Source organism: Marivita sp. S2033 (genome assembly GCF_046592965.1).
GTDB lineage: Bacteria > Pseudomonadota > Alphaproteobacteria > Rhodobacterales > Rhodobacteraceae > Marivita.
The window spans coordinates 192,903-205,375 of record NZ_JBISBV010000004.1 but is presented as its reverse complement, the minus strand read 5'-3'; the positions used below and the strand labels follow the sequence as shown (position 1 = coordinate 205,375).

12 protein-coding genes are annotated in these 12,473 nt (G+C 61.3%); 11 read left to right on the top strand and 1 reads right to left on the bottom strand.

Translation table 11 applies throughout. The annotated features are described in order from the left end of the window. The first annotated feature begins 571 nt into the window (after positions 1–571). Both ACGKZZ_RS09755 and ACGKZZ_RS09750 read left to right on the top strand, forming a co-directional pair. Positions 572–892: a DUF6538 domain-containing protein gene (locus tag ACGKZZ_RS09755; RefSeq protein ID WP_411223357.1), complete on the top strand. Its 321-nt coding sequence runs from the start codon at positions 572–574 to the stop codon at positions 890–892. 244 nt (positions 893–1,136) lie between these two features. Next, positions 1,137–3,185, top strand: coding sequence for a catalase (locus ACGKZZ_RS09750; RefSeq protein ID WP_411223430.1), 2,049 nt, complete (start codon positions 1,137–1,139; stop codon positions 3,183–3,185). A 253-nt stretch (positions 3,186–3,438) separates the two neighbouring features. Here the strand turns inward: ACGKZZ_RS09750 and ACGKZZ_RS09745 are convergent, their stop codons facing one another. Beyond that, positions 3,439–3,954 carry a DUF421 domain-containing protein gene (locus ACGKZZ_RS09745; RefSeq protein ID WP_411223356.1) on the bottom strand — a complete coding sequence of 172 codons (516 nt, stop codon included), beginning with the start codon at positions 3,952–3,954 and terminating at the stop codon, positions 3,439–3,441. 171 nt (positions 3,955–4,125) lie between these two features. Here ACGKZZ_RS09745 and ACGKZZ_RS09740 point away from each other — a divergent pair, with 171 nt between their 5' ends. The 9 genes from ACGKZZ_RS09740 (at position 4,126) to ACGKZZ_RS09700 (ending at position 12,366) form a co-directional block, all read left to right on the top strand. Beyond that, entirely contained in the window at positions 4,126–4,569 is a 444-nt protein-coding gene (locus ACGKZZ_RS09740; protein ID WP_411223355.1) for an MgtC/SapB family protein, read from the top strand. 9 nt (positions 4,570–4,578) lie between these two features. After that, on the top strand, positions 4,579–5,316 hold the full coding sequence (locus ACGKZZ_RS09735) for a Crp/Fnr family transcriptional regulator (protein WP_411223354.1): 738 nt from the start codon (positions 4,579–4,581) through the stop codon (positions 5,314–5,316). 201 nt (positions 5,317–5,517) lie between these two features. Then, the gene (locus tag ACGKZZ_RS09730) at positions 5,518–6,975 is read left to right on the top strand and encodes a glycosyltransferase family 2 protein (protein ID WP_411223353.1); all 1,458 of its coding nucleotides are present in this window, start codon (positions 5,518–5,520) and stop codon (positions 6,973–6,975) included. After that, positions 6,972–7,940 carry a glycosyltransferase family 2 protein gene (locus ACGKZZ_RS09725; protein WP_411223352.1) on the top strand — a complete coding sequence of 323 codons (969 nt, stop codon included), beginning with the start codon at positions 6,972–6,974 and terminating at the stop codon, positions 7,938–7,940. The genes ACGKZZ_RS09730 and ACGKZZ_RS09725 overlap by 4 nt, the downstream gene beginning before the upstream one ends. Then, entirely contained in the window at positions 7,937–8,992 is a 1,056-nt protein-coding gene (locus ACGKZZ_RS09720) for a glycosyltransferase (RefSeq protein ID WP_411223351.1), read from the top strand. The genes ACGKZZ_RS09725 and ACGKZZ_RS09720 overlap by 4 nt, the downstream gene beginning before the upstream one ends. Further along, a complete protein-coding gene (locus ACGKZZ_RS09715; protein WP_411223350.1) occupies positions 8,989–10,077 on the top strand; it encodes an acyl-CoA dehydrogenase in 1,089 nt (362 codons plus the stop codon). Before ACGKZZ_RS09720 ends, ACGKZZ_RS09715 begins: the two co-directional genes overlap by 4 nt. Beyond that, entirely contained in the window at positions 10,074–10,778 is a 705-nt protein-coding gene (locus ACGKZZ_RS09710) for a PIG-L deacetylase family protein (protein ID WP_411223349.1), read from the top strand. The genes ACGKZZ_RS09715 and ACGKZZ_RS09710 overlap by 4 nt, the downstream gene beginning before the upstream one ends. Next, a complete protein-coding gene (locus ACGKZZ_RS09705) occupies positions 10,778–11,341 on the top strand; it encodes an SAM-dependent methyltransferase (RefSeq protein ID WP_411223429.1) in 564 nt (187 codons plus the stop codon). Before ACGKZZ_RS09710 ends, ACGKZZ_RS09705 begins: the two co-directional genes overlap by 1 nt. After that, the gene (locus ACGKZZ_RS09700) at positions 11,338–12,366 is read left to right on the top strand and encodes a glycosyltransferase (RefSeq protein ID WP_411223348.1); all 1,029 of its coding nucleotides are present in this window, start codon (positions 11,338–11,340) and stop codon (positions 12,364–12,366) included. The genes ACGKZZ_RS09705 and ACGKZZ_RS09700 overlap by 4 nt, the downstream gene beginning before the upstream one ends. Positions 12,367–12,473: the final 107 nt, after the last annotated feature.

The window sequence follows — 12,473 nt, the reverse complement described above, 5'->3', positions numbered from 1 at the left end:
CAATTCTCTCCGTTGGTTTCGCTGTGAAACTCGACCTGCTCGCCCATTGTTTCGAGGGGGCTCGGAATAAGTCTTGGGTTCTTCAAGAGCGCCACGAAATACGGATCTTTCGTAACAACGTCGCCCACGGCGCACCGTTCCCGGATGTGATGCAACTGCCCGGGCAAGTTCGAAACCTGATCCGACTACGCACGCTCATTTCAGGTCGTATTGCTGAACTCAGAGGTCAGGATTCATGACCTAAACCCACACCACCGCAGACATTCAGCAAGAGAAGGTTTTCTGGGCGTATGCTGGCCGCTGCCTCAAGCTGCTTATTCCTTTCATTATCTGAAGAAGCAGGCCTCCGAGATCACATGCGCGGCGCCGTCGAACTCTTCGAAAAAGTGGGACACTTATCCAAAATAACCCAATATACATGGTGAAAGAAAAAAGTCCCACCGCCTCGCAACTTATTGCAATAAAAACAATAGTTTATACCGCCCCCGGGCACCATTTCTTCGGATAACTTATTGGTATCGCTCCAATATTTAACTTGAGCAAGGTGCCGTAGACCATTTCGCGGCCTTTCGTGAAAGACGGGATATTTTACTTTAGCCGGCGCATCCTGAAAGAGCCGAAGCACCACTATTCATCGCCCCGCATTGCCTATTCGCTTCGCACCAAATCACCAAAGGTCGCTGATGCGCAGCTTGCCGCTGACATGGTAGCCGCGCAGGTCCATGCCCAGCCCATCGGAGCGCAGAAAGTACGCCCGTCGACGGTCCGCCGCCGACGATCTCAACCAACTCCTCGTTCCCCGAGCATATCGCTATTCCGTCATGCCATCCGATCGCACTCCAAAATCAGCATAACCGTTAATAAAAAGGATGTGCTTGTCCATAATTTTTAGGATCAAAGCATAAGCAGAGCTTCTCCTAATCCTCGTAAGACCACTGCTTCAAAGCATGAAGTCCTGGCACCGCTTTACTGCTGGCTGCATCAATCTATTTCAAAGTACCAAGACGTCGCGTAGCGTAGCATTTGTTCTGTTCGATAGATCCCTTTTTGAAGCGCAGTGGCGCTGGAGAAACCAGATGTCTGAAAAATCACCGCAATCCCGCTTCTCCGTCAAGACGCAGAAGTCCAACGAAACGATGGAGCGCTCTAAAAAAACAGGGCAGGGCGGTGAAACGCACCAGCAGGCATCGGCTGACGCGCGCCTGACGACCGCACAGGGCGTTCCGGTTTCGGACAATCAGAACACTCTAAAGGCGGGACCGCGGGGACCGGCCTTGCTTGAGGACTTCCATTTCCGCGAGAAAATGTTCCATTTCGATCACGAGCGCATTCCCGAACGTGTTGTTCATGCCCGTGGCTATGGCGCGCGCGGTTATTTCGAAACCACGGATGCGATTCCGGACCTGACGTCGGCGCATCTGTTGCAGGAAAAAGGGCGCAGGGTGCCGGCCTTCGTCCGCTTTTCGACCGTGGCAGGCAACAAGGGATCGATGGACCTAGCCCGCGACGCTCGCGGGTTTGCCGTCAAGCTCTATACCCAAGAGGGCAATTGGGACATCGTCGGCAACAACATCCCCGTGTTCTTCATTCAGGACGCGATGAAGTTTCCCGATCTGGTTCATTCAGTCAAGGAGGCACCCGACCGCGCTTTTCCGCAGGCGCAGTCGGCACATGACAACTTCTGGGATTTCATCTCTCTGATGCCGGAAGCCATGCACATGGTCATGTGGACCATGTCGGACCGGGGCATCCCGCGGTCATTCCGGTTCATGGAAGGGTTTGGCATCCACACGTTTCGGTTCGTGAACGCGGAGGGCAAAAGCCACTTCGTGAAGTTCCACTGGAAGCCGAAGCAGGGGTTGCAGTCGGTCCTGTGGGACGAGGCAGTCAAGATCAACGGCGCCGACCCGGATTTTCACCGCCGTGACCTGTGGGGAGCCATTCAAGCAGGTGACTTCCCGGAATGGGAACTGGGCGTGCAAGTGTTCGACGACGCATTCGCCGACAAGTTCGATTTCGATGTGCTGGACGCGACCAAGCTGATCCCGGAAGAGGACGTGCCCGTGCGCATCATCGGACGGCTGGTGCTGGACAGCGTGGTCGACAACTTCTTTGCCGAGACCGAACAGGTCGCGTTCTGCACCCAGAACATTGTGCCGGGGATCGATTTCACAAACGACCCGTTGCTGCAGGGGCGCAACTTTTCCTATCTGGACACGCAGATCAAACGTCTGGGCGGCCCGAACTTCACCCACATTCCGGTAAACGCGCCGAAATGTCCCTTTGCGCATTTTCAGCAGGACGGACACATGGCGATGCACAACCCGGCAGGGCGCGCCAATTATGAGCCCAATAGCTGGAAGGATGGCGGCCCGCGGGCGGATGCGGAAGGCGGGTTCACCCCCTATCCCGAAGCTGTCGAAGGCAAGAAACGGAAGGTTCGTGCGGAGCTGTTCGCGGACCATTACAGTCAGGCGCGCCAGTTCTACGAAAGCCAGACAAAGGTGGAGCAGGACCACATCGCCGACGCGCTCATCTTCGAGCTCTCGAAATGCGAGGTGCTGGACATCCGCAAGCGTGTCGTGGCCCATTTGCCAAATATCGATGCTGATTTGGCTCAGGCCGTATCGGATGGGCTGGGTTTTGACGAAATGCCGGAACCGCATGCGCCGCGGCGCGATGTAGTGGATGGTCTCAAGCCATCTGATGCACTGTCGATTCTCAAGAACGGACCGGATAGCTTCAAGGGTCGGAAACTGGGCATCCTTGTAACCGACGGTATCGATGGTGATCTGCTCGCCTCATTGCAACGGGCCGTAAAAGACGTGGGCGGCATGGTGGAAATCGTCGCCCCCACGATCGGTGGCATCAAGACGTCTGACGGCAAAAGTGTGTCGGCGGATCAGAATATAGATGGCGGGCCATCCGTGCTTTACGATGCTGTCGCTGTTATGACATCCGCAGACGGGGTGAAAAAGCTGATATCCATGCATCCAGCCAAGGGGTTTGCTGCCGACGCGTTTGCGCATGCGAAGTTCATCGCACTCTCCGGCGAAGCCGAGAAGCTGTTTCATGCGGCAGGGGTTGGCGATTTCGATGACGGCGTATTCGTTCTTAAAGACAAGAACGACTGTTCGCATTTCATCGAGGTATGCGGGAAACTAAGGTTTTGGCAGCGCGGGTAATCCACTTCTATGAGTCTTGGATTAAATATGCCATTCACACCGCCCCCGCATCTAGTCGTGAGAGATTCGATGTGGCTCGGGATGAAGTGCTGCTGCCATCCGTCGCGATCAGAAAGTCCGACGTCAGCGAAATTATCCGGCGCTCTGTGCCATGAAATGATCCGTGGAAACCAGCAGGACAAGACCATGAGGCAACCGACAACCGCGAAGGTCAGGTTTTAAAGGCAGGATTTGAAGAAAGAGGCGTCTTTTATCAGGCATCAGCCACCCCCTTGAACAATGCCTCATCCACATGATCGCCGTGCATCACCGAGATGTTGCCGGTCGTCTCCAGCACCACGGCGCGCACCGACGCGAAATTCAGCGCGTTGGCTTCGCGCAGCTTAGCGATCAGATCTTCTTCGGCCACTCGCGTCGCGCGCAAGTTATCGCGCAGTATGACGCCGTTCTTCATCAGCAGGACCGGTGTGTTCTGAACCAGCGCGTCGAGCCGCGGCGACCAGCGCCGCAACCGTGAGACGCCATACTGGACGGCAAAGAGGCTGGCCATCGCTGTCGCTGTCTGCACGAACCCGGTCCATTCCTGCGACTGCGACGCCCCGGCCAGAAGCGAGCCCATGGCGACGGTCATCACGAAGTCGAAATTCGTCATGTTGGAGAACGACCGCAAGCCGACGATGCGCACCAACAAAATGATCCAGGCAATGCCGATTCCGCTCAGCAAAGCGCCCTTGGCAACGGCATCCATGAAGGCTTCTTCAAAGAACATTTAGACTTCTCCGGTTGCACAAGGTCGTTGCGTCGGGATCGTTCACGGCTGTCAAGGGGTTGTAGCCTTGCGGCCCATGGCGCGTTTCAATGCAGATTAAACCGAAATCATCCCGGTAACGCTAAAGAAACCGTTGCGGTTCAGAGAACTGCGAAAGGAGACTTGGTGCCAATGGTCGATTTCAGTGAATTCATCCTTCGTGTCCTGTTTTCAGGGGGCTGCGGGCTGGTCGTCGGGCTCGACCGCGAGATCAAGGGCAAGCCGCTGGGCGCCGGGGCCTATGTCCTCGTGGCCATCGGCTCGGCGGCGCTCATGGTGGTCACGCTGAACTTCGCGCTAAGCGGCGTGGCCGAGGACGAAGCCATGACCATCGATCCGACTCGCCTGATCCAGGGCATCGTCGGCGGCATCGGCTTCCTCGGGGCGGGGGCGATCATGTCGCCGCGCGACAACGGAAGGCTGAAAGGCGTGCGCAGCGGGGCGGCAATCTGGGCGGTGGGGTCGATAGGCATTGCTTGCGGGCTAGGATTCCTGAAAGAGGCGGCGTTCATCTCGGTGCTGATCTTTGTCGTCCTCAACATCTTTGACTGGCTTCACATCCGGGGAAACCGATAGGATGCCGTCATGACCATCAATTCCAGTTGTCTCGTCACCAAGCTGGCGCACTATGTTTACCTGTCCGACGCGGATCGGGACAGGTTGGCTACACTTGAAAAGGCAGAGCGCACGTTCGATGCCGGACATGAGGTGTATCAGGGCGGGGACGAGAACAAAGACCTCTATGTCGTGAAACACGGTTGGGCCTTCAGCTATACCGATCTGCCTGATGGTCGCCGCCAGATCGTCAAGATCCACCACCCGGGCGACATTATCGGGTTTCCGGATGTCGCCCTGAAACACGCGACGACCACGTTGCGCACCGTCGAGCATGTGTGCCTGTGCCCGTTCCCGAAATCGTCGCTGGACGAGATCCTGAGAGAGTCGCCCCGGCTGTCGGCGCTGCTGCTTTCCATCGCGCTGCGCGACCAGGTCGTGCTGATCGACGTGTTGCGGGCGATGGGCCGGATGAGCGCGCAGGAACGGGTCAGCTACATGCTGCTCGACCTTATATCGCGCCTGCGGATCACCAACCAAGACATGACCGACACGATCCGCCTGCCGATGACCCAGAGCCAAATCGCTGACTACCTCGGCCTTACCAATGTCTACATCAGCAAGACCTTCATCCGGATGGAAGAGGACGGCTACATTCACCGCGACCAGGATCGGCTCCGGATTCTTAAAGAAGATGCGATGATCGAACTCACGGACTACCATGATCGCTATGCCGACATGGATACGTCGTGGTTTCCGCAAGACTAGAGACGGAAAACCAGTTCAATCCAGTTGAAAGCCGGGGTCCGCGATCTGACGCATTGTTGGAGCGTCGGCGCAGCTCTCGAACGCTCATCGGCATGGGAACTGAATAGCGACGATAGCGGTTGTCCTCTCAGTAGCGTCCCGACCGGACAAGCTACAGATCGCAAAAAAAAATGTCTGCTAAATTAACGCTCGGGGGCGAATGTGAAGCTACGGCTTGTCACAATTTGTGCAATACTGGTTCTGTCCGCTGCCGTTCCGGCAGTCGGGCTGGTCATCTGCACGGTCATCATCGCGATCCAGATCGGCTTGATGGGTCTTCGCCCGCTTGTCGTTTGTCTTCGCGCGGGAGTGCCATCGGGTCGGCAGGAATTCGCCAGCCCGTGTTTCTCAGTCCACGTCGCGACCCATGCCGAACCGCCCCAGCTGGTCATCCAAACCCTGCGGGCGCTGCTGGATCAGGATTGGCGTTCAGATGGCTACGAGATCATCGTGATGGACAACAACACCGCCGACCCCGCCCTGTGGACGCCGGTCGCGACCTTCTGCGCGGCGCATCCGGGCCGCATCACCTTCCTGCACCGGATGGGCGTGCGTGGCGCCAAGGCCGGCGCGCTCAATATCGCGCTGGCGCATACGCGGGCGGATGCGACCCATGTGGTCACCGTCGATGCAGATTACGTGGTCAACCGCGATTTCCTGAGCCGCGCGGCGGAAGCGCTGCACCGGACGGGGGCAGATTACGTACAGTTCCCGCAGTCCTATGTCTCCACAGGCATCGCCGCACCGGGCGTGGATGCGGAGCTTGAAGAATATTTCCACACCAATGCCGCCGTCGCCGACGACGCCGAGGCGGTGCTGCTGACCGGCACGCTTTGCGTGATCTCCAAACCGGCGTTGGGTGCGGTCGGCGGGTGGTCTGGCGCCACCACGACCGAGGATGCAGACCTGGGGGTGCGGCTGTGCCACGCCGGTTTTAGCGGGCGATTCATCAACCGGGTCGTGGGCAAGGGCCTGCTGCCGCTGTCCCAGCGCGATCTTGAAAAGCAGCGCTATCGCTGGTGCAGCGGCAACGTCCAGACGCTGTTGAGGCATGGACGGATGATCCTCGCTCCTTCGGGCGATCTCAACCTGCACAAGCGGCTGGTGATCCTCACGCAACTGACCGCATGGTTCAGCCTCGCGCTGGTTCCTTGCGCGTTTCTGACGGTCTGGCTGCTGACCGGGCAGGGGCAAACGGCCGCCGCAACGTTGGCTGCGGGGGCTATCCTGCTCAGCCTGAGTGACATCGTGACACGCGTCGTCGCGCGCGGGGTGCGCGACGGGCACGCCCTTCCGGTCATCCTGCACGCGCTGGCCTGCCGCATCGCGCTGGCGCCGCAATCGGCCAAGGCGACCTTCGATGCGCTCACGGGCTGCCGCCTGAAATTCGTCGTCACCGACAAATCGGGCGGCAAGGGCGATAGCTCCTTGTCGGCCTGTCACCTCATGATTTTCCTCACCGCCGTCCTGCTGCTGCTCGGCGTGCAAACCACCGAGCCGCTGATCCGCGCCGCGCTGCTGGTGCTCTTGCTGCCACTGCCCGCCGCGCTGCTGACCGACAGAAGCCTGCGCGCCTATCGCGCCGCGATTGCCCCACCCCTGACAGAGGTTTCCGCATGACATCCGATCCGCTGGCCCCACTGGTCGATATTGTCATCCCGACCTACAACCGCGCGCATCTGATCGCAGGTGCCATCCGCGCCGCATTGGATCAAAGCTGGTGGAACATCCGCGTGACGGTGATCGACGACGCCAGCAGCGATGCCACTGAACGCGCGGTCGAACCGTTTCTCTCTGATGCGCGTTTCAACTACATCCGGTTGTCGCAGAACCTTGGCACGGCGAGTGCCAAGAACGCAGGGCTGTTGCTGACAGGGGGCGATGCCGTCACCTTTCACGATTCCGATGACATCCCGCATCGCGACAAGGTGCTGCATCAGGTCCGCGTGTTGACCGCGCCGGATATCGGTGCGGATGGCTGCCTGAACTGGCGGCTGGCGGGCAAGGAGGCGGGGCAGAGGCTCGCTGTCAGCGCCGCGCTTACCCATCACGAGTTGATCCTGCCGGACGGGCGCCGCGTTGAAATCCGGCGCGACATTTCCCTGCTGGATGACGTTTTTCCAAACCTCCAGATGGGCAGTCAAGTGCCTGGAGAATGGACCCATATCAACTCCGGCCTGTTCCGAGCGGATGTGTTCCGCCGTCTTGGCGGGTTCGAGAATTGCATCGAAGAAGACCGCGAATTTCGCAACCGGCTGATCCTGAACGGCGAGATCATCTGGATCGTGCCGGAACTGCTGCTGACCAAGATCGAGACGCCGGACAGCCTGACGCAATCGGCGGTGTCCGATTACGACAGCACACGGCGCAAGGGGGACCGGCAGCTGGTCTGGGCCAAGGTCGAGGAGTGGCGGCAGAACGGCAGGGTCGCCGCCGTGCCGGTGGATATTCCGACCCTTGGCGCCAGCCATGTCAGCCGCCCCGAGCTTCTGGCGCGGCGCGACATGCCGGTCACGCCTACCACATCGGCCCGGATCGCGCAGATCCGCGCCGCCGCACCAGCACCAGCGATGGCGGCGCAATGAAGGCGTTTCGTCAAGAGACGGGGCGCGTGCCCGTGGCGATCGTCGATCCGTGCTGCACTGCGGGCTACGACCTGCCCGAACTAGAGGCCGGCGGGCTTGGCGGCACCGAAGCGACGGTGCTGCGGGTCGCGACTGCGCTCGCGCCCCGATACGACATCACGCACTATCAATCCGGCCGCAGCCATCGGCAACGGTCCGAGGCGGGGCAGTTGCGGCCCCTGCAAAACCTTGACGAGGCAAGGCGTCCCGCCGCCCTGATCGTCATCAACCGCTGGAAGGTGGCGATCAAGCTGCGCAAGCAACACCCTGACATGCCGATCTTCCTCTGGCTGCATGTCTATCCCGGTCGCCATAACCGCAAGATGGGCGCAGCGCTAAAGGCGGCTGACATCACCGTCATCTGCGTATCGAACATGCATGCACGCAAACTGGCGGAATTTCTGGGGACGGAGGATTTGCCGTCCATCCGCGTGATCTACAATCCGCTCGACGATGATCTGCACCCTGACGCCACGACCCGCGTTCCCGACCGGCTGCTCTTCGCCAGCTCGCCGCACAAGGGGTTGGCCGAGGTGTTCCGCCAATTCGCCACCCTGCGCCGTGACATTCCGAACCTGACACTTGCTGTCGCTGATCCCGGCTATCTGCGCTGGGACACCGGGCCCGTGCCCGAGGGGGTGGTTTTTCTGGGCTCGCTGTCTCATCCGGCACTCATCCGGCAGATGCGGCGTGCGCTGTGCCTGTTCTATCCCCAGACGACCTTTGCCGAAACGTTCGGTCTGGTCCTGGCCGAGGCCAATGCAGTCGGCACACTTGTGCTGGTGCATGATGGCCTGGGCGCCAATGCTGAAATCGTGACGGATGCGGATCAGCGGGTGGACGGGCATGACCCGGCGCAGATCCTCAGCCGCATTCAGGCCTGGCGCCGCGCCGCGCCGCCGGTCATGGCCAATCCCGCCTTCCGGCTGAGTCGGGTCGCCGAGGACTGGGAGCAGCTGCTGGAATGTGCCCGCGCGCTGCGCCCGCAATTGAGCGTGGTAGAGAGCGTATGACATCCCTTGCTGCGTTGCCATCATCGAACACCGCCGGGGCGTTGCCGTCCGATGTATCGGAGGCTTTACGGGCAGCCGCGCCGCAGGAGGAGCGCGGCGAGCGCCCGATCAGCCGCTCCATCGATCTATTGCGGCATGCAGGCTTTCTGACGGATGATGGCGGGACCGATCCTGCCCGTACAGCCCGCAGGCTGATGCAGGTCGGCGCGGCAAATCTCGGCGTCGGGCGGCTGTTCGAAGGGCATGTCAACGCGCTGCAACTGGTCCGCCTTCATGGCACTGAGGTGCAAAAGGCGCGGGTCGACCGCCGGATCGCCGGGGGCGCCCTGCTGGGCGTCTGGGGCGCGGACGGCAAGATGCCGGTCACGCTGGACGACATGGGTAAGCATTTGCAGGGCAGCAAGTGCTTTGCCTCGGGTCTGGGCACCGTGACTCATGCGCTGGTCACTATGGATTCCGGTCCCAAGGTGCGACTGGCGCTGGTCGACGTGACGGATCCCGGCCGGTCGGACCCGTCGACATGGGAAATGCAGGGGATGCGGGCCACCGCCTCGGGAACCTATGATTTCACCGGCCGGCCTGCGGAACAACTCGAATGGATCGGCGACCCCGGCGATTACCTGAAGGAGCCGCATTTCGTCGGCGGTGTCTGGCGGATCGCGGCCTTGCAGGCCGGTGCTACCGCTGGTTTGCTGGACCACGCGGCAACAGAGCTTCGCAGCGCGGGCCGCATGGGTGCAGAGGCTCAGAAGAGCCGGTTGATGGATGTGCTGATGCGAGCCTGGGCCGGCATGGCCCTGACCGAGCGCGCCGCCGAAGCGACGGCCGATCGCCACATCGCGCCGGACAACATCGTTGCCACCTCCATCGCGGCCCGGCTCTTCACTGAAGAGGTCGGGCTCGACGCCATCCGCGCCGTTGAGCAGAGCATCGGCCTGCGCCATTTCGAGGTCGGGTCCGAGACCGGACGTATGGCGCGTGATCTGGCGGTCTATCTGCGGCAGGCCGCGCAGGATGCGTTCCTGCAACGCGCGGCGCAGACGGCGCTTGGGGAAGATGGGCGCATCTGGGGAGTGTTCGGATGAATGTCGCGCAGAACCCCTTGTTGCCGGGTGTGTTTCAGGGCCGGGAAAAACTCGTGGTGCTGGCTCCGCATCCTGACGATGAATCCCTTGGCTGCGGGGCGCTGCTGGCCAGGAGTTTCGCGGGGGCGGGTGCGCATGTGATCTGCCTGACGGATGGCAGTGCGAGCCACACCGGATCGCGGCAATGGACACCGGAGCGACTGGCCCGCCAGCGACAGGCGGAGATGGTAGCGGCCATCGAATGTCTCGGCGGTTCCGCGCGCGATCTGACCTGGCTGGGCATGACCGATAGCCGTCTTTTTCAGGCCGATGCGACAGAGGTTGCCGTTAGGCTGGAACAGATCATCGACGGTCATGGCGCGCGCCATGTCTTCGTGCCCGCTGCCGAGGATCACCACGAAGACCATCAGGCGACGGCCGGGTTCGCCGACGCGTTGCGCAACCGCCGCCCGGAGTGGTCATTCTACAGCTATCCCGTCTGGTGCCGCTGGGACGATCCCGATTTTCGCCAGACCGCAGCCCGTTACGCCCCGGTGTCCGTGCCCCAGGGGGGCCTGCGCGACAGGAAACGCGCGGCAATCCATGCCCATCGAAGCCAACTGGGCAGGGTCGTCACCGACGATCCATCGGGCTTCACCCTGCCGTCGGGGTTCATCGAGAAATTCGTGACCGAAGACGAGATCTTCTGGAGGATGCCGTGATGGGCGTGGGCCGCGATCATCTGCACGCTCTTTATGCCGACACCACGGACCCTTGGGATTTCGAGCACAGCGGTTATGAACATGCAAAGTTCGCCGCAACCCGGGCGGCGCTGTCGCGGCCCCGCTACGCCTCGGCCTTCGAACTGGGCTGCGGCAACGGGCAACTCGCGCGGCATCTGGTGGATATCTGCGACCGCTATACCGGCATGGATGCGGTGGGCATCGCGATCGAGGCCGCGCGCCGTGCGGTGCCGGATGCGACCTTTATCCACGACTTTTACCCCTGTCCGCTGCCAAGGGGCGATTTCGACCTGCTGATCCTGTCCGAGATCCTCTATTTCCTGGATCTCGGTAGCTTGCGCCGACTGGCCTCGGATATCGCCACCGCTTGGCGGAAGGCGGAGGTGCTCTGTGTGAGTTGGCTTGGGAATACCGATCATGATTTGCAGGGGGAGGAGGCGTTGGCGATCTTCACGGCGGCGCTCAACACCCATGAGTTCGATTGCGTGGCGCAGACCGACGGGTATCGCATCGACCGTGGACTGCCGAGGGGCACGGCATGACCCGCCTCATCGCGAAAGACACCGCCATCGTCATCCCCGCCCGCAACGAGGAGGCCCGGATCGGTGCATGTCTCACCGCCCTGGCCGAACAAGGCAACGCGATGGTGATCCTGGTGGTCAACAACACCACCGATCGCACCGGCATCGTGGCCCGCGACACCGCCGCCCGGTTCGGCCTCGACCTGACGGTGCTTGAGCGTCGCCTGGCGCCGCACGAAGGTGTGGGAACCGCGCGCCTGATCGGATGCGATCATGCCCTACAAACCATGCCCGCGCTTCGCTACCTTTTGACGACGGACGCGGATTGCATCGTCGCCCCGGACTGGATCGCGCGAAACCTTGCTCATCTGGGTGCGGTGGACGCTGTCTGCGGCAAGGTCGATCTGATCCCGGCGGAGGCAGAGATCCTCGAAGGCATGGACCCCCACCTGGCCACACTGGAGGGCACCTACAGGGCTTTGGTGCAGGACGTCTACGCGCGCCACGCGCCGGGGTGTGCGGATATCGCCGACACCCATGGCGAAGCGGCGGGGGCCAGCCTCGCGTTCACTCGCGCGGCCTATCTGGCAGTACGAGGCTTCGCGCCGATCAGATGCGGCGAGGACCGCCGGATCGTCCGCGCGCTTCGCGCAGCAGGTCGGCGGGTCCGCCACGCCGACGATGTGACGGTGCAGGCCTCGTGCCGCCTGACCGGCCGTGCGGCAGGGGGCATGTCCGACGCGTTGAAGGCGCGGATCGGCGGCATGGATTACCTGATCGACGACTGCCTGCCACCCGCAGACTGGCTGGTCAGGAAAATCAGCGGCAAAACGCTTGGTCCATGGCCGCCGCAGGTGCCTGCGCAGTCCCGCCTCAACGTGCGGGACTTGCCGCGACACATTGAACTTTTAGACAGCTTCGTGAACTCGGGGCGGTCGACACTCGCTCCGTTATCCCGGGGTGAAGCCTTGCCATCATACCCTCTCGACATGCCTGCACCCTTCCAATCAAACGCATCGGAACGGTCGATTGCAGAAGGAGCGTGAGGAGAAGCCGTTGAAACCTCTGTCGGTAAGAGAGACCGCGCGATGCTTGCGCGCGAACAGAGGCACCCACTCTCACGTAGCCCTCACAAAACCAAGATGCCGAGCGG